The following is a 19,769-nucleotide window of genomic DNA, read 5'->3' as shown; positions in this document are numbered from 1 at the left end:
CGGCAGTCATCTCGCGGGGTTGAGAGCGGTCCACATCAACGGCCCTCCACTTTGGCGAGGGTTTATTTCAAAGCGTAGATTTTCCGCATGATGTCGCCATGCGCGCCCAAGTCCTTTTGGATCTCGGGAAACTCTGCGATGCTTTGAAAAAGCCTGATGGTGGATGTTAACTGCTCCAACAGCTCATCATGCACATTGCAGGATTGGACGATGAAAGCGGCGTTTTCTTGCGCATTGCGGCCTTCTCCATGCCAGACATAAGCGATGGAAGAAACATCGTCTTCTTGATGAATTTCATAAAAATCGGTGGTGGACTTCAGGGCAATGCGGCAAGAGACCGAGCGGATGTTCGCGAAACATCAGGCGGAAAAGAAAACGCGGGTGAAGCCGCAACCCACTCATCGCAGCAAGAAGGACCGCAAGCTCACCTGGACGGGCAGGGGCTCGATGCCGCGCTGGATGCGGGAGGAGATGAAGGCGCTGAAGCTGAAGCCGGATGCATTCCTGATTGGTAGGAAGTGATGCATATTCCTCCGTCAAGCTTTGCTTATGGCGTGTTTGTGGAAGCACCAGACGACCTCGAAAGCTTGCAGGCCGAAGCGTTGAAATTCGACCCAGACTTTCAAATGTACTATCTCGACAACGGTATGGAGTTTCGCTTCAACGACCGTGTCGCAGCAACGAAGTTCTTGCTCGTGTCCGGAGGTACTTCTTCTCGCCTACTTCTTCGGATGCGTTGACGGTGTACTCGGGTCTACGTGCTCGATGAAGGTGAGGCCGCCTTCGCCGGTCGTCATCGTGTCCCAGATATCCAGGCCGGACTTCTCCACCATCACCTTCCAAAGCTCTTCAAGGTCAGCGCGGGCCTCAAAAACGGAATCCGCTGTGCATTCCGGCTCCCAGCCGGCCAGCAGCTCGGCGCCGCGGTCCAGCTCTTCGTTGTAGCCAATCTCAATTTCATCGTACTCGGCATAGACCGGCTTGCCGTGGGCGAGGGTGTCCCGCAGCACTTTCATCCGCTCCATGGACTTCAATGGCCGCTTGTCCAGCTCGACCGGGATGCCGAGCGCGCCGAACACTTTCTTCAGCTTCTTCGCAAAGCTCTCGCGCTCGTCCCAATTCGGCAGCTTGCCAGCCTTTTCCAACTCGTAACCCATGAAGTTGACATTGGCCTCGAAGGTGAAGGCCACCATCACCGCACAGGCCATGCCGTCGAACATGATGGCGTCCCGGCTGCCCCGATCCAGCTTCTCCTGGATGTTATCGGCGAAGTACATCGCGGCGTGGGATAGGTCATTGTGGACGAACACGCGCTTGGTTTTCTGAACCCGCGCCTTAATCTTCTTCTCTGGTTCGCTCACAGTTGCACCTCTTTGCCCCGCCACGCCGTTTGGCCGTCTTCGGCGCAAAGCATAGCGTAGCTTACGAGACAGCGGGAGGTTGCATGGCCAGCATAGTCGCATCATTCAAAGCCCTCACACTGGACGAGATGATCGAGGCGTACCCGCAGATCACCGCCTTGCTCGCAGCAGCCAAGGACGCTCGGCGCCTCCAATTGGAGGCCGAGATCAAGGCCCTCGGCTTTAAGCCGGGCGAAGGCAAGCGGCCGCCCTCAGCCGCAGTCAAGTATCGCAGCCTCCGCGACCCGTCCAAAACCTGGGCGGGCCGCGGTGCCGAGCCTACTTGGCTGAAGGCCGAGATGGCCGTGAGCGGTAAGTCGTTGGAAGCTTTTCGGGCGGCTTAGTCCTCCTCATCCTTCGGCTGACGGCCGGCGAGCGCCAAGACCGCGACGCTCATGGCGTAGAGGTAGCCGTTGAGGAGGCTGCGAAGGCTCTCGGGGTCACCCCAGATGACGCCGACGCTCATGGCCATTCCGCCGAATGCCAAGGCGACGGCGGCAGAAAGGTAGCTTACGTGAGGGAATGATGATCCCATTTGATACGTCCAAGATTTGGGTATCAGATGGGGTTTTCCAGCGCGGAAGATCCCCACCCGATCCCGGGTGAAAATCTTCGACGCCGACCCGTCAGGGAGAGCATTTCGAAGCGGTTCAACTCAAATGTCAGGCCCTACTGGCCTGCAGCGCCGCGTGGCGCTCTGACGGGTCCGCCCAGCTTGGGCGTCCTAAATGACCCCTTCATCGAGCCCTACTGGCTCTCCAGGATCATTCAGGTCAAATATGGAAGGGCGGATACCCGCGCAAGGCTACTGGAGAAAAAATTTCAACTGAGCCAAGCGTCGGCAAGGACGGCCGCCAAACCGACCCAAAGGACGAACCCCATGATCTGCAGCTCCTTCAGCCGCAGCTCGGCGTCCCGGTAGTTGAATGGCTTGGCGGTGCGGGGGATGAAGCGGGCAAGCTTGAGCACCTGACGGTCGTGCCAGCGGATGAAACGCCTAAGGATATCGGTCTCTCACATCTCTCAGGTACACGACGTTGGTGTTCTTGCGCTTCGGCTGGAAGCTGCCCTCCGGGAGCCGTGGCCCCAGTGCCTGGCTTAAGCACTCGTCCTCCTCGAAGATGTCGAGCGCCCCCGGCGAGGTCAGGCAGTTGTAGGTGATGACGCAGTACTTGAGCACAAATCTGCTGAACGGCATCCAGCTGGGCTCGGGTAGGGCCGACACCACGGTTCTCAAGATACGCCACGCAAGCCCGGCGCCGGATGAACGGCACGCCGTGCTCCGTCACCGAGCCATCGAGCGCGATGGTCATGGTGGGCTTCGCATAATGTTCTTCGTGGTAGAAAAACATGATCAAGGTCGGCATGGGGGCAACGGCTGTTGTTGAGGCGGAGAGTCTATCCAGAAAAAAGCCCTCCGCAAGGGAGGGAAGTCAGGGAGCACTCGATGTTCACGTTGCGCTGGTTTCAGCGAACATTCAGCATCCGCAAAGGTCCGCCAGCGGTGCCGTGCGTGATGCGATGGGCTCGAACGGAGCGCAGTCGGTATCGAAGGTGACGACGGCGTAAGGGTTCACACCCAATGCAAGGCCCGCGAGAAAGCGGATGGACTTGTATTGGTTCTCGTTCGGGAAGTCGAAGTCGCACATGACGCCGACGCGGGCGGAGCAGAGTTGTTCAAGCTCGCCCAGGCAGGCAATGCCGCCGTCGCGGTCTATGAAGTGGGTGTACTTTGCGCGATTGTTCGCAAGCTCGAAAGCGATGCGCTCAAGCATGATGATGTTCCTGATGTGAGAGTAGGTGCCATCAGCATGCGGAGAGAAGTTGTATACTGCAACGAGCTTGAGAAGGCGTGAGAGCGCATAAGAAAGTCCCGCTCTGGGAAGTCGTCAGCACCTTGCGAGTCCTAAGCTCTCAACGCGGCTTTCAAAGTCCTTGACCGCGCCAGCGTGCCTCGTCGCTGCTCTGGGAAGAATCGCACTGACGAGCTTTCGCTATCTGAAGAGGTCGAGCTGCGGAGGATCGACGATGCCGTTGTCCGACTTGAACTTGGCGGTCGTCATGTCCTCGCTCGCCCAGGGGAATTGAAGCAACTCGCAGGTAGGACACGGCGAGTTCTGGGGCTCTGGCGTTTCTCTGGTCCACTGCATGAGCTGGTGGTCCCAATCGCAGCGGTACCAGTGGCGATGCATGTTAGTCGCCATCGATATCCTCATCAGCGTAGTAATTGCTGTCGGTCAGGACCTCGGGCCGGTAGGCCGAAAGCTTCTCCTTCGCGCAATTCGGACAGATCCGGCAGAGTGGAATTCCCCGGGCGTCGTTCACCCAATTGGAAGATAAGCCGCTGCCGCACGGGCACGGCCTGGCATCGTTGAACGCCATAGGCGCCTCCGCAAACATGATTGAGATGTTCGGTAACTGCGAAATCTTGCGCCGTGAAATCACGCTTGTGAATCGGCGTGGAAGTCGCCATCGGCAGCATGTTCGCGGTGATGAACGTATTCACCGGTGGCGACGCCAAGCTCAAGCTGCAGGTGGCGGGCTGGTGTGAAGCCCTCGGTGAATACCCGCTGTTCGCCATCCGCAAGGCCGCGAAGTGGGCGGTGACGGGAAGGGAGAAGCTGCCGAGCGTGTCCGCCTTCATCGACGACGTGAGGCTTGCGATGGCGGCAAAGTAATGGAGCGGCACAGGCTGCTAAAAGATCAGCTCGTCCAGCATGGCGAAGTTAGTTCCGCATCGCCGAGAATATAAAGTTCTGGCGAGCAACCTCACGCCTGTGCTTGATGGGCCTGCGGACGGCGCTGTCCGTAATCCACTAGCCGACGTAGCGCCCGGCGGCGGAAAGAGGTCCCAATGTTCTTCAACATCAGGATCACGATCATCCTGAAAAGGTGATCAAATAAGGGGATGGTCAGAGCTCCCCGATTTAGGTCTTACTGTTCGATTAGAGATTATTTAGAGAGGCCGTCCTTCGGGGCGGCCCTTTCGTTTTTGGCGTCCCCAAACGCTCTCGCTGCACCGCAGCAAGTAGCGCAGACGACATAATCCGGAGACCGCGTTCCTCAACTTCAAAAGGTTCGCGGTAATGAACACTTCCCACCCAACTCTCGAAGCCAACCTCCGGGACGGTCACCTTAAAGGCACCGGCACCCTCGCAGTAGTCGGTATCTTACTGGCAATGCTTGTATATTCGTCCTCCGGCGGAATACGGATTGACTCGTCGTTCTCTATTCGTTCCTATGACGCCGATCCAAAGGTGCGGCCATGGGAATCGACGGACTACGTAGCGAAATCGAGCACATGCGGCGCCAAATCGGTCGCCAGCAAAAAGAAATCCAATCCCTCCGGCGGGCGGGTATCCCAAGTGCCTCGGCGGAAGCCCTGCTTGAGCGGATGCATGCCAAAGTAGAAGGGCTCTGCCAGCAGCGGGATCGGCTCCTTGGCGAGGAAAAGCTGAAGGGGCCGACCTATGCCTCCGGAAAGCGGATCAACGGTACCCCGGCGAACCGCAGACTCTGATGGATAACCTCCGCCGTTTCCCGGCGCCGTGGACGATGGAAGAAGATAAGCACGGCTTCAGCATCAAAGACGCCAGCGGCTTCTATATCTGCGGCGTCCCTCATCGTGAGGATCTGCATCAAAGCGGCTACCAGTACGCCAGCGGCTTCCTCTCTCGGGAGGAGGCGCGGCGGATCGCGAAGGCCATCTCCAGGCTGCCGGAGCTGCTGAAGCGCCCGCAGTACTGACCTGGGAAAATTACGGGGATGCCCGGAATCCAGGGATATGTGATCTCCACCTACAAAACTGTTTTGTAAAAAGTTTTTGGCGGTCTGGCCGAAGAGCAGTTTCGGATGTCGTATCAGCGGCTTCGCGTCGGGCGTTAACGCCGGTCAAGTTTTTAGACGCCTCAAGTGTGAATCAATTTCCTTGCGAGTCTTCGAATCTATGGTCTTATGAATCTTGGTCGGACGCGCTGATCAACAGCAGCTCATAACCAGTCAAATGGAGAGCTGCGCCCATGTCGGACCTTCCCGAACTGCACCTTGAATTCTGGCTTCTCACGCTGACCGCGAAGGGTACGCTCGCGATCGTGGCTGCCGTCATCATCTGCTTCGCTGTTCTTGGCCTGTGGTGGTTTCGGTTGACGCGAAGCTGATGTCGGCTCACGATTCCGGCCATGCAAACAACTCAGCCTGTGAAGCGTGGCGGTCGCCGCATCGGCGCCGGTCGGCCGCGCGGCACGGGCCGTCATGGCGAGCCCACCGTTTCAATTCGCGTCCCCCGTCCCCGTCAGCGCCATCGCAGATGTGAAGCACTTCTTGGAGACCGGAAAAATCAGACTGCCTCTGTTCGACTTTTGCAAACCCAGTGAGAAGCTGGGTGCATAGAATTCAAGGTGCCCCTGAAGCCAATGCCGTGTCCTCGTCCGCGAGTGACACGCGGAGGCATCGCGTACATGCCGACAAACTATCGGAAATGGAAAGCGGACTTCATCAGGTGCATTCCCTACAGCTGCAAGCTGGGTCTGACTGGCCCTGTCAGTGTTTCCATTGATGCGACGTGGTCTGTACCCAAGTCGTACACCAAAGCGAACGTGAGGCCGCGCTGAGCGGTCAGAAGTATCCAGCGGCTGACAACGACAACGTCGCCAAGGCGGTGCTCGATGCGATGACGCAAGGCGGGGTCTGGGTGGACGACAAGCAGGTTGTCCGTCTCGAAGCCGTCAAGGGGTATGGCGCCGAGGACGGCATCACCGTTCGGCTGCAGCCTCAATAGCCGGCTGCTCCACGACGTTGGCAAGTGCGCGATTGATCGGCGCCTGCCAAAACTCCTCGCCGATATCTGTATCCTTGCCCAGATGCTCATTAGCCCGGTTGATGAGGGCGTCGTCGGTATTCCAGGCATACTTCATGGCGAACCGCAGCACGCGATTGTTGCACTCGGAAGCAAAGTCCGATGAGCGGGCGGCAAGGAGCTTCTCTTCCTGGGCCTTATTCTTGCAGGCCAGAAACACCTTGTGCGGGCTGATGGGGAGGGCGAGGTGCGCATCTGGACCATTGAGCCCGTTGGTCATGATGATGGGGCGGTCTGACGTGAACAGGCTGATGCCGGTATCCGAAACGTCGCGGATCGACCATCGCATCTGGTTGAGGTGTCTCCCCATGCCCATGTTGTCGATGACAGAAGTGGCGAAGTCCATGGTGTTGTACTGGACACGGCCCACGACGTAATCCAGGAAACTCGGGTCTTCGGGCTTTTTCTTGGCGTTATAGTCGGCCTCGTTCTCCTCGTAGTTCTCCAGCGCCATGTCTTCGACGTACTTGCGAGTCGCCGCGATCCGCTCGGGGTTACGAAAGAGCAGCCCCAGCACAAACCTCGACCAGGCGCTGCGGGTCGGGATGGTCCATTCCCATTTGCTGCGCCCTAGGCAGATGTCCAGCGCGTCCTTGGCGAGGTTGTCAACCTGATGGAAGAAGACGCGCTCGAACGCCTCCGACGTCTCTTCCGATGGGCCGTCCAGGCGGTAAAGCCCGCGGACGTAGCCCGTTCCCTTGGGGCTGGTCCTGCGAGGGATGACGTTCTGCCGGGTCGGGCGGCTGAATTCGGTCAGGCGGCCGTCTGGCCGGCGCCATTCATTCAGATACAGGACCGGGATATAGTGGTGCTTTGGCAGCTTGTCGGGGGCGGGCATGTTCGGGATCACAAATGCTCTGCAGTTCTACCAAAAACTCGTCCAGGAATTCGATGATTTCTGTGAGAATCAGGGCTCGGCACGGCATGCAATGAACTTCGTCATCACCGCCTACCACTTGCATGAGTGGATCTGGAAGGATTACCTCAAGAACGATGCCGCTCGACGGCAGGTCATGGGTATCGAAAAGGACTTCAAAGCGTATCGGGAGTGGCTTGACAGCCATAGTATTTGGTACGCGCAAATGGAGCCGCTAGCGAATGGCTCAAAGCATTTCCGTGCGGCGAGTGGTCCGCACATCAGCACAGTTGATGTTGGTCCGCTAAACAGCTTCGCTTTCAACGAGGAAGCCTACAACGACGGCTTCTCCTACTTCGTCATGGACATGGGCTTCCACGAAGGTCTACCGAATATCGCACCTGCAGGCATGCTGTTCGAGGCGGTGATGCGGTTCTGGCGAGACTTCCTGCGCGCCCACAGCCCGTACACCGAGCTGCCAAAAGGTCGGACAAAGCTATCGGACGAATGGCCTATGTCGTCTCAGTGATTCCCAACGCGCTTAGGGTTGAGTTAAGCAATTCAGCTTGCTTCCCATATCGCGCCTCGAAGCTCTTCGTCCCATCGTGGACGGCATGGCCGAAGGGCCCGAGGCGGTGATGGTAAGGGCAGAGGGGAATAGTCTCGAAGTTGCTGGCCTTACGCCCCATCGTTCCGTTGAGAACGTGATGGATCTCCGCGGGCGCTTCACACCTAACTAACCCGAACCTATCCGGAAGTGGGCATATGCATCCCAGCGACGCCACCTTTGAGAGGTGAGCCCGCTCAGCCTTTGTCACCCAGAGCCGCTTATGCAAAGCCCGCAACGCGAACGCCGTACCTGGGCGTTGGTCGGAAGCTTTAGTAAGGAGCGAAGGTCTTTGAGGATGCCTCGGATGTCGGTGTACATGGCCTCAGTCAATAGAAGCTGGATCTGCTTGGGACGTTCGCGGCTCATTATGCTGCAGCGACTGTTCAACGGCCTGAGCAAGACCGTCATCGAGCAGTACGTGTCGTTCAACAAGCACCGGAAGGTGAAGCCGTCCGACTTCATCGAGGTCGGCGGACCGTTTGCGTCCCGTCGGCGTGCGATGCGGCTGGTGACGCAACTGGCCGGTCGCGATCAGCGGAAGAAGCGCTAGGGACACCGCTCGTGACCCACATCATCACGAGCGGGCCTATCAAGCCTCTTACCAAAGTCGAGGCTGCGTGCGCGAGAGCGGTGCGTGGCGAGATTACGGAAGGCGGTCTGGTATTTGTCCGCGCGAGCAAAGCTGCTGAGCTACTGGGCTATGAAGGCGACGACAACGCCTTCCAGTATGCGCGCAGAGACAAATGGAGAAGATTATGCGGCCCGCGTCTTCCGTGGGATGGTGCTAACAGCAAGACGAACCTGACAGTGCTGTACTATTGCCGAGAGGACGTAATGCGAACGGCTGAGCGCCTTGAACGAAAGAGAACGAGGCGAAATGAACCCGACAGAACGATAGGCGGCGCATCGAAACAGCGTTAACGCTGTGTAATTTCGCTTGCTCCGTCGGGCAAAACAGTGATTGAATCTCTTCATCGGCCAGCGGGTACACAAGAGACCTAACTTACGGAAAACTTTAAGAAAAACGTAAGTAAGAGTCTATTAACTATCTGGTATCCGGCTCGCCTTATCCTGCGGAAATTCTGTGGTGCGTTGTTGCGGTTGACGGCCAGCGATAGGCCGTAGCCTCGGCGGTGCGTTGCGGTTGACGGCGTCCGGTGGACCATAGGGTGCGTTGCTGCAACGGCTGCACGGCGTATCGAGTTTCCGGGTTTAACAGCCTCGTGTGAGGACAGGGTAATGGCGACGAAAAAACACCCAGAACGGGTGAATGACAGTCTGCGTCCAAAATTCGGGTTGGCGGCCCTCCTGGCTCAGTCTGATCGGGTCGTCGATGCTTTCGGCCCGTGGCGTGGGTTCATCCTGATGGTGTTGGCGATCGTGGCCAGCGCCGGAGTGATGGGCACCGTAGCGGTGTTTCTCGCGAAGCTGGTCGTCAGATGACCTGGCCGTCAGTTATCTTCGCCCGGCGTCTTGAACTGACGCTGCATCTGCTCGTAGAAGCCCGCATCGTCGTGGTCGGGCTTCTTGATGCCGTAGATCTCCTCCCTTAGTGCATCTTTCTGATCCGAGGTGTAGAGGACCTTCTTCACCTTTGCGCCTTTGCAAAGATGTTCGACGCGATCGCCCTTCCGCTTGTCACCGTTCCAATACTGGGTCGCCAGTTCCTTCGCGGTGTCGTCGTCCTGTCCGTGGTTGGCGATGTCGTTGAACAGGTCCATGTCGGCGCTATGGACGATATCCGCCTCGTCAACCTCCACCTCGTAAAGCGTCCGATTGTCTTTGCCGTTGAAGTAGCGTCGGCTCCAATCCGGATTGTCGAAGGTGAAAAGGTGGTCAGCACGGTATCGAGCGCGATGTTCACCGGCTTCACGGCGAAGTATCCGTTCAGCGAATTTCTGCGGCTCGGTCAAGTCTTCGGCATGGTCGCCGGGGGGAGGCATGTGGTCGCCAGCTTTGAAGGTGCGCTGATCGATCCGGTAAAGTGTACGCTTGGCCATTATTTCACGATCATCTTGTAAGCGATGCTGCCCACGGCGGTGATGATCGCCGCGATGCCGAACGAACCGTACCGGGTCTTGGCCAAACCGAACATCAAGATGAGCGCGGCCAGCCGCGGGCCAAGTGCCTCAGACAATGCGGGCGCGTGCGCCATGACCTGGCTGAGTTCGCACTCAACCGGCGGCGGCTTGACCGGCTTCCTCGGTACGGGCAGCTCACTCATTGGGGCACGCTGACTCCTAAAGTTCGTTCTCGGTAAGCTTCTTCACAACGTCGCCGAACATCTCCTTGGCGGTCTTCTGCGTCGCGATGTGGATGTTGTCATCCAGCACGCGCTCGAAATCCTTCTCCTGGATGAACCTGATGCGCTCCATGGCGTAGGGCTTCAGTTTCTCGACCAGCGGCAACATATCGTATTGCTGCGGGTCGTCCCGGCGCAGGCGAGGCAGCTTGGCGAGGAAACCGTTCTCGATGAGCCACGACATCGCGCGCTGAACCGACCTGGGGCTGATGCCCATCCGGTTCGCGATGGTGCTGGTCCTCGGATGCGGCATTCGGCCGTTCGAATGCCAGTGCGCGATGAAGTTCAGAAGGACGTTCAGATGCTCGCTGGAGATCTTCAGGTCCGACTGATGGAGCAACAGCACATAGGGCAGCGTCAGGAAGCCCGGGTCCGTCACACAATCCCATTTCTGCCGGACACGACTCTGCCGCAGCGGCTCCCCGCTGGTGTCGGTGTTGGTCATGGTGCCTCGTCTCGATCATGGCCGTTTTCTACTCAAAAAACGGTAGGCTGGGGTAGTGTTCTTTTATCTAAAATGACAGTAATGGCGGTTTTTCGCACTTTTGGCTCGACCTCAGATACTTTCGTCTTGTGCGACGGTTCCAAATTACCGTCGTCCCAAGCCGGGTAATGGGGGCCACCAACGAAAAAGGCCCCCGTAGCGGGGGCCGTTGGTCGGTCCGATTAGTCAACCTGGACGACGTGGGATGAGCTTTCCAGGAAGGTATCCGCGTTGGGATTCGTCTTCGCTTGGTGAAAGCCGCCGAACAGTCCGCCTACAAGGGCGGCTGCGGCAACAATAACGACAGCCATTTTGGTTTCTTCTCGTCGGTTCATATCCGTCTTGCGACGTGCGGGAATCATGACGCAATTGTAGATTGCTGGGAAGATGAGCTAACGTACTGATTAATATGGGAATAGGGTGAGAGATGGCCGACGAAGGTTATGAGCTGCTGCGCGTCGATATCGACGGCGACTGGTCGGCTACCGAGTTCTCCAAGCTGTTCGATCAGTTCGAAATGCTCAACCTCATGGCTGGATGGGCCATCGCCAGTCAGGACGAGCAGCAAGGGCGCTTCCTGATCGAGACGCCGTTCATCTATCAGAGTCGAGCGATGCGGTTCTCGCCGTCGTGGACGGACGCCTTCGAGCTGGAAGTGAGGGCGGAGGATTACTTCCGGGAGATTGCCTTGAGGAAGTACCTCAACGATCTGACGTACCTGCCGGAGCTGCGGGTCAACGCAGTCCATTACGCCAGCCCGGGTTGGGTCGATCTGCTCGGGGCAGGCAGGATCGTCGGCCACGTCTCGAAATTCATCCTCGGGATCACCGATCGATACCTGGCGCGGGAAGATCGGAAGCTGGCGCGCGATCTGACCAAACAGAAAATCATGAAGGACAAGATCGCCAATGCCAAGGAGCTGCTGAAGCTCGGCGACAAGATCCACATGGACCCGGAAGCGCAACGGCAGCTGATCAGGCGAGCGCTTGAGATTGACGAGTACATCGAGAACAAGGTCATCGATCAGCAGATCACGGGCATCAACCAGATAGGTCCCGGCGACCAGGTCCGTAAACGTCCTCCGAAGTGAACCACCTTGCCAAGGACTCCTGGGGCGTGCCAAGGCGCGGCCGCCCGTCCGACTATCACATTGAGTATGCAGAGCAGGCGGCGAAGCTTTGCCGTCTCGGGGCCACTGACGAAGAGATCGCTGATTTCTTCAAGGACGTTCGGACCATCAACCGGTGGAAGATCGACCATCCGGATTTCTGTCAGGCCCTAAAAGACGGCAAGCTCGTCTCCGACATGGATGTAGCTGACCGGTTGCACCAGCGCGCTCTCGGCTTCGAATACGAAGAGGCGCAAGCCCATAAGCTCAAGACCGTTGAGTACAAGGACGGCAAGCGCGTTAAAGAAACCGATGGTGAAACGGGTTGTCCCGCCAGACACCACGGCCTGTATCTTCTGGCTCAAGAACCGCCGCAAAGTCGAATGGCGCGAACGGCGAGAAGCTCCGCAGAAGGGCCAATCTATTTGGCTCTGCTTTCTGCCTTGATAGACGTCTTCGATGATCGGGTTCGTTCAACGACAGATCGTCGGTAATTGTTCGCGAGACTGATTGTTCGTGGCGCTAAGCAAGTCAAGCTTGGCGCCGATGCCCGGCGCGGTCAAGCGGACACGGCTTTCATCCTCTTGCGCTTGAACTGTTCGACCCAGAAGACCGTATGTACCGAAAGCCGTATGGTTCATTCGTCCTGATGGTTGCGGGAGCGCTGCCGGGTGATCTCGCATTCGAGCAGTCTTACAGTCTATCAGACGTGTTTGAGTGGTTTTGGTAGTGCTCGTGGAAATCCAGCGGACTGTGAGAGGCGCCGATCGCTATTTGAAATGTTCCCGACCGGCGCCGGACATACGGACTAGCCTGAATTGGCTCCAGGGCTAGCAGCAGATGTAAAGAGTTCCTTTAAAAATGACATCGCGCATCTATGGCAGCAAGGACTGCTGGCCAATAACCAAAGTTGGTTCGAAATCTGAACGAGATTAGAGATATCTCAATTGGTTGTATTGACGGCGCGGACACTCGCCAGCTAGTTCTTTCACAAATCACTAGGTAACCCATGTCGTTAGCTTCGTCCAATCTGTGAAATGCCGCATGCACGAAACAAGTCGTGGAGCGAATGGCTCCGGAAAAGTCTTTGCTCCCTTTGTTTTGATCGTCCTCATAGCCACAGGATTGTTCCGCCACGCAACTGACAATTACGGCGCTTCGGTCAACAGCGATGCGCGGGTGCCGACCTCAATCGAGCTCAACCAAGCCAAAAACGCGACAGAGGACGTTTCCGAGAACAAGGAGATGTCGACAGCTTTGTCACCTGAACCATCGACATCGAGTATGGAGCTCTGGCCGTCGGCAGAAGGTCGAGAGTTAGAATCCTCTTCCGCTGGCGCACCTGTTCTTGTCTCTGCGATTCGAGTTGAGCAAAGCCTTTTTACGGACATTCGCGTGCGCGACAATGTTGTCTGCGCCGCAGATTATCCGTTCTTGGGAATCGGAGAAGTCGGCGGTGGATTTGTGGCCCTGAACGGCATCGCTCGACAATGGGCAAGTAAGAACTACCTCTCGGTCTATCGCGGCAGAAAGTGGGTCGCGGTGCGGGATTCCGGGGTTGATCCTCTCAACGTGGGCTTTTCAGAAACCCAGCGGCTAATTCAAGCTGCAAACGATCTGTGTCCGTCATCTTCGGCAGACATCTTGGGGGAAGCTGCAAAGAAAATGAAAGAAGGTGAGGCGAGGCTGGTTCAACTCGGCTCAGCATTCGGACTTGGATCGGCTAACCGACCGCAGCCTGCCAAGAAAGAGGCAGAGAAGGAGGTAGAGGAGGAAGCGACCGAAGTGATTGCTTGGCACTTGACGCAAGGGCTTGGTCGCGAAGCGCAGGTCGGCCAGAAAATTCGGACAACTGGGGGGATGGCTTGCTTTAGATTTGACGACAATGACTATCGATGTGTGAAGTTCGACAGAACGCATGGGCGGACTGCCGTATTAGTGGCGCCGGACATCGATGAACCGGAAAAGCAGATAATTGATGAGCACTGCTTTACATTTGCTCGTGGCTTGAATGATCGACGTTGTGGTTTCAACGTAACGATGGTGGTCGAAAAGCGGCGAACTGATCACTTGGAAACTACGTTCATCTACTCAAGTGACCATATGAAATTGATCCGTTGGTCGAAATACTAACGAAAGAAAATGGAAGCCGTTCATATGGCTAGATACTCTAGTGAGGATCTGCTCCGGCGAACGACGTAGGCTCCCGATGTCCGCTTAGGAAAGCGGACCTGGCGCCGGGCCAAGGGACAGGTTAGCTACGGGCCCAGTTGAGGACGTTGGCGGCAGCACCGCCAAAAGGTCGGCTAAGATCGGTCTGGTGCTACTTCGGTAGCGGCTTGAGCCGTTCACGTTCGAACTCAGAGACCTCCTACCGACTTTGATTTTAAACGCCGCCCAACCGCTGGAGAATGTGACGTTCCTCCGCTTCAGTCCTTCGCTGAACGATGTCTGGCCTCATTAGTAGGTCGTTTAGGACCCAAGCGGGGACTACACCCATCATACCTGTATTCACGCGAACTTTCGTCTTAGCCTCAAGAGGCCGTCCGCTGTCATCCCGGAGATACTCCCAGTCCATGATGTATCCCCAGGAGATGCCGAGTAAGAACGTATCCCAACTGTGCGATTTCCCGTCAGGGCGTTTACTAAAGGGCGACATATGTACGAAGACGTTGGAGCCGCTGAAACCACTAATCGACTTTGCTTCGATCAAATAGCTATCTTGCCTGAAGTTCTGATTCGTTCCAATGATGCGGCGGTCCTGTAGAATAGGCTCGCCCGGCATCTGGGCAATGTTGCCGAAACGTACAGTTGGCCGATTTTGTTGAACGCCATCGGCGTTGACAAATCTTCCCAACGTCACCGTTTCGTCACCAGGGCCAATGCCGTACTCCGCAACAACTTCGCGCGTCGCGATCATTCGCTTGGGTACGCACACGTATTTATGGATGCGAGCATCAAGTGAAGACAGCAAGCAAATGGCGATGTCATCATGAGAGGCGGGTATGATCCAGTCTCGCTCATCGAGGTCTCGCACTTCAACGGACCCATCGTGACGATTGAGGCGAACTGTACAACTACCACTTTCGATTACGTGTGCGTTAGTCACCGCATAGACGGTCTGGAGTCCTGGCAGTCGGTCAGAGTCGAAGCCCAGGAGGAAGCCGCTACCCCCGGCACGAGCGCCTTCGTACGCATCATGCTCTGACGGGTACAGATACAGCGAATTATTTTGCCATTCGTCAGGTATGCGCATCTTTTATTCTGTTGGTGCGAGGCATCGAACATTTCTCAACGGCTGAATCATTCTAGATAGGCTCTCAACCGGAATAAGTATTGAACCTGCCGTGCTTCAGGCCGCGAATGTACCCGCGCGACACCCGCTCTTCCATCTCGCGCTCTAAGAACTCGTTCGCAATCAGCAGCGTCTTCACAGCTTCGCGGGCATCACCGCCGCAAGCTGCGATTGCCTGATCGGCGGCTGCGTCTACCATCGCCGAGTCCAACGGAAGATTCGGCGAGGACCTTTGGGGCTTGGGATTGCTCATGTTGACCACCCAAAATGTTCTCATTATGTTCCTGGCAAGTCAAGATTGCATTTGGGAGGCGAAGGGTGCCGTCGATTCGTCGGGCAGTTTGAGGTAGTTCAGAGAATGCTGAAGCAATTGGAAGAGCACGTCTTTGATCCCATCACCGCCATAGAGGTGCAAGCACTCATTGGTTTGTCCGGAAAGGAATTGAGTTTGAGATACGGATAGGCCGTATCGTGCGCACTGTTTCGGAAGCAGTTCACTTTAATGGGGTGTACCGCAACAGCACTGATGCAAAGAGCCACAATCTCTTTATGAGCCGCAGGGCAGCGGAGCTGATAACCAAATGTGCCAGCAAGAGAGAATTCGAAAAGGGTATCGGACAGGCCAGCGTCATAGATGGCGATACGCTTGAAATTCACGGCAAGCGCATCCGCCTGTGGGCCATCCATGCGCCAGAAAGCTCTCAGCTCTGCCACGGCGACGACAACCTGCCTTATCGTTGCGGGGCGAAAGCAGCGAACGAGCTGGGCAAGTTTATAGTGGGGGAGGCGGGTTATGGCAGTCCTATTAGAACGAATTAAACTAGTTCGTTCCGCCGAGACGCGCACTTTCCTTTCGGGGCCACGAGGGCTTGCGATAATTTCATTCCAAGTTTGGGGAGCCTTGACCGCCTCGCATCCGGGTCATCTACAATAAATTGGCGGTGCGCAAAGCTCGCACAAGCCCATGTCAAGTCAAACTATCCGCTGAGACGCGAGGGAAGGTTGACGAGGTCTAGCGCGAGCTGGGCCTAAGTTGTGCAGTTATCCAATGTCGGCTAGTGAAGGACAACTTCAATTGCTTAGTCTCCGTTGGTATGGGCCGCCTGACGCTTGACCTTTTTCTGTCCCGCGCACGTAAAGCGCACGGTGACAAGTATGAATACGAGCACGTAGTCCTCGTAAATGGAAAAACCAAGATTCGTATTGGTTGTCCCGTTCACGGTATCTTCGAGCAGATCCCGGACACCCATATGCGAGGCTTTGGATGCAAGGCATGTGGAGCGATTGATAGCGCAGATAAAAGGCGATTTACGGCTCATGAGTTCATCAAGAGGAGCCGTAGTGCACATGGGTCCCGTTACGACTACTCGCGAGTGATCTATCGCGGCAACGATCAGAACGTTGCCATTATTTGTTCCGAGCACGGAACATTTTCGCAAACACCCGCCGGTCACATGTCCGGGAAAGGATGCTCTCGCTGCGCGGCGGCGAAACGAGGGAGCGATCGCCGATCGAGCATTGCCACATTCATCGAAAAAGCTAAGGCCGTTCACCGCGGCAAATATGACTACTCTTCGACAGTTTATCGAACATCCAACGATGATGTCGAAATCATCTGCCCTACCCACGGCCTCTTCTCGCAAAACCCTAACAACCATCTGCGCGGCAAAGGATGCAGGAAATGCGGAGAGATCGTGCTCTCGTCCTTATTCCGCAAAGAGTCGGATGTTTACCTCGCCGAAATTCAGGCCGCACACGGCAGCCGTCTTGATTACTCACTTGCCAACTACAAGAGCGCCTATTCACCGGTCACCCTGATTTGCTCAACGCACGGGCCCATTACGAAGCCGGCCCGCGATTGGCTAAAGCATGGCTGCTTTCAATGTGGAGTGAACACGCGCGCCCAGAATCGTCGCTTTTCCACCCAGAAGTTCATACAGCTCGCGCGAGAACGACACGGCGACAAGTACTCATATGAACTTAGCCGTTACACCGGTATCGCAGAGAAGCTAACTATCTCGTGTCGGCTCCACGGCACATTTCGCCAAACTGCGGCGACGCATCTCAAAGGCAGCGGGTGTCGCCAATGCGCGATCGACGAAGCTCTCTTCACTCCACGCCTCACCCAACAAGAGTTTATCGACCGCTGCATCGCAGTCCATGACGGCTTCTACGATTATTCCACCACAGCCTATCAGAGGACACACGACCAAATCGAAATTATTTGCCCATTGCATGGGTCATTTTCTCAGCTCGCTAGCAATCATGTTCGAGGCCATGGCTGCCGACGCTGCGCGGGATATGGACGGACAACTGAGGAGTTTATCGACGACGCGCGCGCCGTTCATGGTGACCGCTACGATTATTCGAACACTGAGTTCGAGACCGTCGATGGAATAGTCAGCATTATATGCAAGATCCACGGATCATTTCAGCAGCGGGCGCTGGGGCATCTGCACGGCAAGGGATGCACTGGGTGTCAACACGACGGATGGCGCCTTAGCCAGGATGAGTTCTTAGAGCGCAGTCGAGCGATGCACGGTGACGAGTACGACTATTCCCAGGTGGTGTACGGTCGGACCAACCGACACAAGGTGAAGATCATCTGCCTTGACCATGGCCCCTTCGAGCAGATGCCTGTGGCGCACTTAGAAGGGCATGGATGCCGTCATTGCTATTACGATGGCCGTCGTATGACCCTGGAAGAATTTCTCGAGTCAGCGCGAGCCGTTCATGGTAACAAGTACGATTACGCTGAAGTCGCCTATCATGGAATGAGTGAGTCCATAGACATTAAGTGTATCGTTCACGGCGTCTTTCGGCAGGCAGCATACACACACGTGCGAGGATCTGGATGCCCAGATTGCAATCTCTTCGGCCAATATTCACTCAAGGCGGCCATCCGCGGCGATTACGATTCTGCCGCGAGCGCCGGTGAGCGCACGCTATATGTTGCGCGCCAGCTTCGCTCCGGCGAACCCACTTTCGTCAAAGTGGGGCTCGCGAAGCAGGGCTACAAAAGACGGTATAGCGCTAGCCATCCCTACGCGACCGAGGGAAGTCCAGACCGCTTGACATTACCGACCGAGCTGGCGGTCATCATGGAGCAATGCATTCTGAGGGCGACAACTCGCTTCCATTATGACCCGGATCTCGAATTCCCCGGCGGAGCCCGAGAGTGCCGCACGTTGGAAGCACTTCCAATTATCGAAGATATGATCGCCGACTTTTCCAGCAATCCCGCGCGTCTAGCCGCAACGCCTTGGGTTGAACAGGAGGCTCGGCGACACGGACTTCTGCATCTCGTAGAAGATTTCCGTAGGCGCATAGGGCAATTGGCCAGCTAGGCGACGTGGAGCGAGGCTTCAAGGAAGCCGCCATGTCCTCTCCGCCTGCCGATCTCCCGAGCTGAGGTCGTGGCGTCTTAAGAAGATAGGCCTCTTACGCTTGCGGACGTGTGTGCGGAGATATTCGATGACCGGATAACGCTAGCAAACCTCAAGGCCGAGCACAGGCGGGGCAACCTTGTGCTTTTCAAGATTGGCCCGGCGTACTTCACGACGCGGCGGCCATGTCGAAGCGATGATTGAGAAGTGTCGTCTTCCTATGCGGGCGTCAGGGTCTAGAGGCAGTTCAGCCGAAAACCGCACGGATGGAGCCAGAGCCGCACGGGCTGCGGCATTGGCATTAGCTGAACACCTCAAGAAGAAACGCCAAAAGTGTTGAAGCTAAACGTCACGCGTCAGCTTCGAGCGTTGCGCCAGTTCTTTCCAGCCCGTTCGCACGCTGCCCGTATGTAAGGCAGCGCTTCTAGGATGTTGCGCCGTGGTGCCCAATGATGGCGGCCGAACGTGTCGGAGAAGCCTATTCGCTGATAGTCCCCCTTCGCCAGCCTTTCATGATCGGGGACGAGATAGGCGGTGTATTGCCCACCCACGGGCACTGGAGCGGGAAGGCCTGCTCCAAAATGCCCTCTCGTAACATCTTGATGAAGTGGGTAGTTGTCGAGAGTTGATAAGAGGCCGAAGCCTTTGTCAGGCGAGAAGCGCTCACGCAGATCAATCATCACATGTGTGAGCGTTACCTCGGAGGGGCCCATGTTTGTGGCTCGCAGTGTTAGAACCTCAGGCGTTTCGTCTGAGCCGAGTTCAACCACCTGAACCATGGAGAATGTGACACTCACCACCGGCTTAGGGTAGATGAATTTCGACCAGACGTTCCAAACGAAAGCCGCGAGCGAAACAATCAGCGACAAAATGCTGATTATGAGTGCCCAATCCCCAGTCTGCATTTGAGTCCCGCGCCCACTTAAAGCTTCGACGAAAAAGCAATCTTGCTAAAGTCGTTCTCTATGGTTGCGATACCCGACAGCGCGAAGAATCCAAGCATGCAGAACTTCTCCTTGCACGACATCTGCTCGTAAATCCATTCGCGCCGCGTTCCGTCTCGCCGCCGGTGCTCAAGCGCGAAATGGGTAGGTATACGTCGCCCCAACAACTTACTGACGGGCTCTTCGAGCGCATCTACGTCGCCCGCAGTCAAGGATTCTTTCTCCCGGTGCGCGAAATCGTTCCTGATGGTGTTGAGCACTTTTGCCGGTTCGATGCGAACTTCCGGCAGTCCGAGAGCCCGCAGAAAACGAATGCGCTGATCCATAAACCGGTGTTGGAGGTGCTGCGCCGCAGGCACCATCGTTGTAACAATGTGCTCTAAGGCGCGATCAATCTCGAAGTGCAGACGTACCACGGCCCCAATATCATCCGGTGTGTCGATAGCTCGCAACATCCTTGCAGTGTCGACGGGGAAGTTAAAAGTAGTGGTATCGGGCATGACTAACGCTGTGCTCAGGGGAGGGTTGG

The 19,769-nt window shown here is 56.5% G+C and carries 30 protein-coding genes and 1 pseudogene; 16 read left to right on the top strand and 15 right to left on the bottom strand.

Annotated elements, in window-relative coordinates; translation table 11 throughout:
* The first annotated feature begins 324 nt into the window (after positions 1 to 324).
* Together RAD15_RS25650 and RAD15_RS25645 are read left to right on the top strand one after the other, a co-directional pair.
* A complete protein-coding gene (locus RAD15_RS25650; protein WP_458180976.1) occupies positions 325 to 522 on the top strand; it encodes an H-NS family nucleoid-associated regulatory protein in 198 nt (65 codons plus the stop codon).
* Positions 522 to 740, top strand: a complete 219-nt coding sequence (locus RAD15_RS25645; protein ID WP_458180975.1) for a hypothetical protein — start codon at positions 522 to 524, stop codon at positions 738 to 740. The genes RAD15_RS25650 and RAD15_RS25645 overlap by 1 nt, the downstream gene beginning before the upstream one ends.
* On the opposite strand, the gene RAD15_RS25640 is transcribed toward RAD15_RS25645, so the two are convergent.
* Positions 720 to 1,361, bottom strand: coding sequence for a hypothetical protein (locus RAD15_RS25640; RefSeq protein ID WP_458180974.1), 642 nt, complete (start codon positions 1,359 to 1,361; stop codon positions 720 to 722). The two genes, RAD15_RS25645 and RAD15_RS25640, sit on opposite strands and share 21 nt — an antisense overlap.
* An 83-nt stretch (positions 1,362 to 1,444) precedes the next feature.
* Between RAD15_RS25640 and RAD15_RS25635 the strand changes: the two genes are divergently transcribed.
* On the top strand, positions 1,445 to 1,744 hold the full coding sequence (locus RAD15_RS25635; protein WP_458180973.1) for an H-NS family nucleoid-associated regulatory protein: 300 nt from the start codon (positions 1,445 to 1,447) through the stop codon (positions 1,742 to 1,744).
* On the opposite strand, the gene RAD15_RS25630 is transcribed toward RAD15_RS25635, so the two are convergent.
* The 5 genes from RAD15_RS25630 to RAD15_RS25610 form a co-directional block, all read right to left on the bottom strand.
* Entirely contained in the window at positions 1,741 to 1,866 is a 126-nt protein-coding gene (locus RAD15_RS25630) for a hypothetical protein (RefSeq protein WP_458180972.1), read from the bottom strand. The genes RAD15_RS25635 and RAD15_RS25630 overlap by 4 nt on opposite strands.
* Positions 1,867 to 2,222: 356 nt before the next feature.
* Entirely contained in the window at positions 2,223 to 2,369 is a 147-nt protein-coding gene (locus RAD15_RS25625) for a hypothetical protein (protein ID WP_458180971.1), read from the bottom strand.
* Between the two features lie 509 nt (positions 2,370 to 2,878).
* Positions 2,879 to 3,175, bottom strand: coding sequence for a hypothetical protein (locus RAD15_RS25620; protein WP_458180970.1), 297 nt, complete (start codon positions 3,173 to 3,175; stop codon positions 2,879 to 2,881).
* Between the two features lie 219 nt (positions 3,176 to 3,394).
* Positions 3,395 to 3,604 carry a hypothetical protein gene (locus RAD15_RS25615; RefSeq protein WP_458180969.1) on the bottom strand — a complete coding sequence of 70 codons (210 nt, stop codon included), beginning with the start codon at positions 3,602 to 3,604 and terminating at the stop codon, positions 3,395 to 3,397.
* Entirely contained in the window at positions 3,594 to 3,782 is a 189-nt protein-coding gene (locus RAD15_RS25610; RefSeq protein ID WP_458180968.1) for a hypothetical protein, read from the bottom strand. The genes RAD15_RS25615 and RAD15_RS25610 overlap by 11 nt, the downstream gene beginning before the upstream one ends.
* Before the next feature lie 77 nt (positions 3,783 to 3,859).
* On the opposite strand from RAD15_RS25610, the gene RAD15_RS25605 reads away from it, so the two are divergent.
* From RAD15_RS25605 to RAD15_RS25585, 5 genes and pseudogenes are all read left to right on the top strand, one after another.
* Positions 3,860 to 4,078, top strand: coding sequence for a hypothetical protein (locus RAD15_RS25605; RefSeq protein ID WP_458180967.1), 219 nt, complete (start codon positions 3,860 to 3,862; stop codon positions 4,076 to 4,078).
* 587 nt (positions 4,079 to 4,665) lie between these two features.
* Positions 4,666 to 4,920 carry a hypothetical protein gene (locus RAD15_RS25600; protein WP_458180966.1) on the top strand — a complete coding sequence of 85 codons (255 nt, stop codon included), beginning with the start codon at positions 4,666 to 4,668 and terminating at the stop codon, positions 4,918 to 4,920.
* The gene (locus RAD15_RS25595; protein WP_458180965.1) at positions 4,920 to 5,147 is read left to right on the top strand and encodes a hypothetical protein; all 228 of its coding nucleotides are present in this window, start codon (positions 4,920 to 4,922) and stop codon (positions 5,145 to 5,147) included. The genes RAD15_RS25600 and RAD15_RS25595 overlap by 1 nt, the downstream gene beginning before the upstream one ends.
* A gap of 272 nt (positions 5,148 to 5,419) precedes the next feature.
* Entirely contained in the window at positions 5,420 to 5,557 is a 138-nt protein-coding gene (locus RAD15_RS25590) for a hypothetical protein (protein ID WP_458180964.1), read from the top strand.
* Between the two features lie 255 nt (positions 5,558 to 5,812).
* Positions 5,813 to 6,177: pseudogene (locus RAD15_RS25585) on the top strand (RusA family crossover junction endodeoxyribonuclease).
* On the opposite strand, the gene RAD15_RS25580 reads toward RAD15_RS25585, so the two are convergent.
* Positions 6,152 to 7,093 (bottom strand): DUF4238 domain-containing protein, encoded by a 942-nt coding sequence (locus RAD15_RS25580; RefSeq protein ID WP_458180963.1) that lies wholly within the window; start codon positions 7,091 to 7,093, stop codon positions 6,152 to 6,154. The pseudogene RAD15_RS25585 and the gene RAD15_RS25580 sit on opposite strands and share 26 nt — an antisense overlap.
* On the opposite strand from RAD15_RS25580, the gene RAD15_RS25575 reads away from it, so the two are divergent.
* On the top strand, positions 7,092 to 7,640 hold the full coding sequence (locus RAD15_RS25575; RefSeq protein WP_458180962.1) for a hypothetical protein: 549 nt from the start codon (positions 7,092 to 7,094) through the stop codon (positions 7,638 to 7,640). The genes RAD15_RS25580 and RAD15_RS25575 overlap by 2 nt on opposite strands.
* Here RAD15_RS25575 and RAD15_RS25570 read toward each other — a convergent pair.
* The gene (locus tag RAD15_RS25570; RefSeq protein ID WP_458180961.1) at positions 7,624 to 7,929 is read right to left on the bottom strand and encodes a Ref family recombination enhancement nuclease; all 306 of its coding nucleotides are present in this window, start codon (positions 7,927 to 7,929) and stop codon (positions 7,624 to 7,626) included. The two genes, RAD15_RS25575 and RAD15_RS25570, sit on opposite strands and share 17 nt — an antisense overlap.
* Positions 7,930 to 8,088: 159 nt before the next feature.
* Between RAD15_RS25570 and RAD15_RS25565 the strand changes: the two genes are divergently transcribed.
* Both RAD15_RS25565 and RAD15_RS25560 read left to right on the top strand, forming a co-directional pair.
* Positions 8,089 to 8,271: a hypothetical protein gene (locus tag RAD15_RS25565; protein ID WP_458180960.1), complete on the top strand. Its 183-nt coding sequence runs from the start codon at positions 8,089 to 8,091 to the stop codon at positions 8,269 to 8,271.
* 689 nt (positions 8,272 to 8,960) lie between these two features.
* Positions 8,961 to 9,164, top strand: a complete 204-nt coding sequence (locus RAD15_RS25560) for a hypothetical protein (protein ID WP_458180958.1) — start codon at positions 8,961 to 8,963, stop codon at positions 9,162 to 9,164.
* Between the two features lie 8 nt (positions 9,165 to 9,172).
* Here the strand turns inward: RAD15_RS25560 and RAD15_RS25555 are convergent, their stop codons facing one another.
* The 3 genes from RAD15_RS25555 to RAD15_RS25545 are packed head-to-tail and all read right to left on the bottom strand — an operon-like array spanning position 9,173 to position 10,468.
* On the bottom strand, positions 9,173 to 9,721 hold the full coding sequence (locus RAD15_RS25555; RefSeq protein WP_458180957.1) for a hypothetical protein: 549 nt from the start codon (positions 9,719 to 9,721) through the stop codon (positions 9,173 to 9,175).
* The gene (locus RAD15_RS25550; RefSeq protein WP_458180955.1) at positions 9,721 to 9,945 is read right to left on the bottom strand and encodes a hypothetical protein; all 225 of its coding nucleotides are present in this window, start codon (positions 9,943 to 9,945) and stop codon (positions 9,721 to 9,723) included. Before RAD15_RS25550 ends, RAD15_RS25555 begins: the two co-directional genes overlap by 1 nt.
* Before the next feature lie 16 nt (positions 9,946 to 9,961).
* Entirely contained in the window at positions 9,962 to 10,468 is a 507-nt protein-coding gene (locus tag RAD15_RS25545; protein WP_259257878.1) for a helix-turn-helix domain-containing protein, read from the bottom strand.
* Positions 10,469 to 10,934: 466 nt separating this feature from the next.
* On the opposite strand from RAD15_RS25545, the gene RAD15_RS25540 reads away from it, so the two are divergent.
* The 3 genes from RAD15_RS25540 to RAD15_RS25530 all read left to right on the top strand — a co-directional run bounded on the left by RAD15_RS25540 (position 10,935) and on the right by RAD15_RS25530 (position 13,748).
* Positions 10,935 to 11,597, top strand: coding sequence for a hypothetical protein (locus RAD15_RS25540; protein ID WP_458180954.1), 663 nt, complete (start codon positions 10,935 to 10,937; stop codon positions 11,595 to 11,597).
* Entirely contained in the window at positions 11,594 to 12,109 is a 516-nt protein-coding gene (locus tag RAD15_RS25535; protein WP_458180953.1) for a hypothetical protein, read from the top strand. Before RAD15_RS25540 ends, RAD15_RS25535 begins: the two co-directional genes overlap by 4 nt.
* A 550-nt stretch (positions 12,110 to 12,659) precedes the next feature.
* A complete protein-coding gene (locus RAD15_RS25530; protein WP_458180952.1) occupies positions 12,660 to 13,748 on the top strand; it encodes a hypothetical protein in 1,089 nt (362 codons plus the stop codon).
* Between the two features lie 253 nt (positions 13,749 to 14,001).
* Here the strand turns inward: RAD15_RS25530 and RAD15_RS25525 are convergent, their stop codons facing one another.
* Entirely contained in the window at positions 14,002 to 14,871 is an 870-nt protein-coding gene (locus RAD15_RS25525; protein ID WP_458180951.1) for a hypothetical protein, read from the bottom strand.
* Positions 14,872 to 14,935: 64 nt separating this feature from the next.
* Positions 14,936 to 15,163 carry a hypothetical protein gene (locus RAD15_RS25520; RefSeq protein ID WP_458180950.1) on the bottom strand — a complete coding sequence of 76 codons (228 nt, stop codon included), beginning with the start codon at positions 15,161 to 15,163 and terminating at the stop codon, positions 14,936 to 14,938.
* Between the two features lie 218 nt (positions 15,164 to 15,381).
* Here RAD15_RS25520 and RAD15_RS25515 point away from each other — a divergent pair, with 218 nt between their 5' ends.
* Both RAD15_RS25515 and RAD15_RS25510 read left to right on the top strand, forming a co-directional pair.
* Positions 15,382 to 15,729, top strand: coding sequence for a thermonuclease family protein (locus RAD15_RS25515; protein WP_458180949.1), 348 nt, complete (start codon positions 15,382 to 15,384; stop codon positions 15,727 to 15,729).
* A gap of 239 nt (positions 15,730 to 15,968) precedes the next feature.
* Complete coding sequence (locus RAD15_RS25510) at positions 15,969 to 18,257, top strand: hypothetical protein (protein ID WP_458180948.1); 2,289 nt, start codon at positions 15,969 to 15,971, stop codon at positions 18,255 to 18,257.
* A 395-nt stretch (positions 18,258 to 18,652) separates the two neighbouring features.
* Here RAD15_RS25510 and RAD15_RS25505 read toward each other — a convergent pair whose 3' ends face one another.
* Positions 18,653 to 19,201 (bottom strand): hypothetical protein, encoded by a 549-nt coding sequence (locus RAD15_RS25505; protein ID WP_458180947.1) that lies wholly within the window; start codon positions 19,199 to 19,201, stop codon positions 18,653 to 18,655.
* Positions 19,202 to 19,218: 17 nt separating this feature from the next.
* The gene (locus RAD15_RS25500; RefSeq protein ID WP_458180946.1) at positions 19,219 to 19,740 is read right to left on the bottom strand and encodes a hypothetical protein; all 522 of its coding nucleotides are present in this window, start codon (positions 19,738 to 19,740) and stop codon (positions 19,219 to 19,221) included.
* Positions 19,741 to 19,769 lie beyond the last annotated feature (29 nt).

The organism is Bradyrhizobium sp. 14AA, assembly GCF_054185205.1.
This window is presented reverse-complemented; position numbering and strand designations above follow the sequence as displayed.

Bases quoted from the DNA above. Each gene is read 5' to 3' on its own strand.
- RAD15_RS25650 (WP_458180976.1), top strand. From the start codon at position 325: ATGCGGCAAGAGACCGAGCGGATGTTCGCGAAACATCAGGCGGAAAAG.
- RAD15_RS25645 (WP_458180975.1), top strand. From the start codon at position 522: ATGCATATTCCTCCGTCAAGCTTTGCTTATGGCGTGTTTGTGGAAGCA.
- RAD15_RS25635 (WP_458180973.1), top strand. From the start codon at position 1,445: ATGGCCAGCATAGTCGCATCATTCAAAGCCCTCACACTGGACGAGATG.
- RAD15_RS25630 (WP_458180972.1), bottom strand. From the start codon at position 1,866: ATGAGCGTCGGCGTCATCTGGGGTGACCCCGAGAGCCTTCGCAGCCTC.
- RAD15_RS25620 (WP_458180970.1), bottom strand. From the start codon at position 3,175: ATGCTTGAGCGCATCGCTTTCGAGCTTGCGAACAATCGCGCAAAGTAC.
- RAD15_RS25615 (WP_458180969.1), bottom strand. From the start codon at position 3,604: ATGGCGACTAACATGCATCGCCACTGGTACCGCTGCGATTGGGACCAC.
- RAD15_RS25610 (WP_458180968.1), bottom strand. From the start codon at position 3,782: ATGGCGTTCAACGATGCCAGGCCGTGCCCGTGCGGCAGCGGCTTATCT.
- RAD15_RS25600 (WP_458180966.1), top strand. From the start codon at position 4,666: ATGGGAATCGACGGACTACGTAGCGAAATCGAGCACATGCGGCGCCAA.
- RAD15_RS25595 (WP_458180965.1), top strand. From the start codon at position 4,920: ATGGATAACCTCCGCCGTTTCCCGGCGCCGTGGACGATGGAAGAAGAT.
- RAD15_RS25590 (WP_458180964.1), top strand. From the start codon at position 5,420: ATGTCGGACCTTCCCGAACTGCACCTTGAATTCTGGCTTCTCACGCTG.
- RAD15_RS25575 (WP_458180962.1), top strand. From the start codon at position 7,092: ATGTTCGGGATCACAAATGCTCTGCAGTTCTACCAAAAACTCGTCCAG.
- RAD15_RS25580 (WP_458180963.1), bottom strand. From the start codon at position 7,093: ATGCCCGCCCCCGACAAGCTGCCAAAGCACCACTATATCCCGGTCCTG.
- RAD15_RS25565 (WP_458180960.1), top strand. From the start codon at position 8,089: ATGCTGCAGCGACTGTTCAACGGCCTGAGCAAGACCGTCATCGAGCAG.
- RAD15_RS25560 (WP_458180958.1), top strand. From the start codon at position 8,961: ATGGCGACGAAAAAACACCCAGAACGGGTGAATGACAGTCTGCGTCCA.
- RAD15_RS25555 (WP_458180957.1), bottom strand. From the start codon at position 9,721: ATGGCCAAGCGTACACTTTACCGGATCGATCAGCGCACCTTCAAAGCT.
- RAD15_RS25550 (WP_458180955.1), bottom strand. From the start codon at position 9,945: ATGAGTGAGCTGCCCGTACCGAGGAAGCCGGTCAAGCCGCCGCCGGTT.
- RAD15_RS25545 (WP_259257878.1), bottom strand. From the start codon at position 10,468: ATGACCAACACCGACACCAGCGGGGAGCCGCTGCGGCAGAGTCGTGTC.
- RAD15_RS25540 (WP_458180954.1), top strand. From the start codon at position 10,935: ATGGCCGACGAAGGTTATGAGCTGCTGCGCGTCGATATCGACGGCGAC.
- RAD15_RS25530 (WP_458180952.1), top strand. From the start codon at position 12,660: ATGCACGAAACAAGTCGTGGAGCGAATGGCTCCGGAAAAGTCTTTGCT.
- RAD15_RS25525 (WP_458180951.1), bottom strand. From the start codon at position 14,871: ATGCGCATACCTGACGAATGGCAAAATAATTCGCTGTATCTGTACCCG.
- RAD15_RS25520 (WP_458180950.1), bottom strand. From the start codon at position 15,163: ATGAGCAATCCCAAGCCCCAAAGGTCCTCGCCGAATCTTCCGTTGGAC.
- RAD15_RS25505 (WP_458180947.1), bottom strand. From the start codon at position 19,201: ATGCAGACTGGGGATTGGGCACTCATAATCAGCATTTTGTCGCTGATT.
- RAD15_RS25500 (WP_458180946.1), bottom strand. From the start codon at position 19,740: ATGCCCGATACCACTACTTTTAACTTCCCCGTCGACACTGCAAGGATG.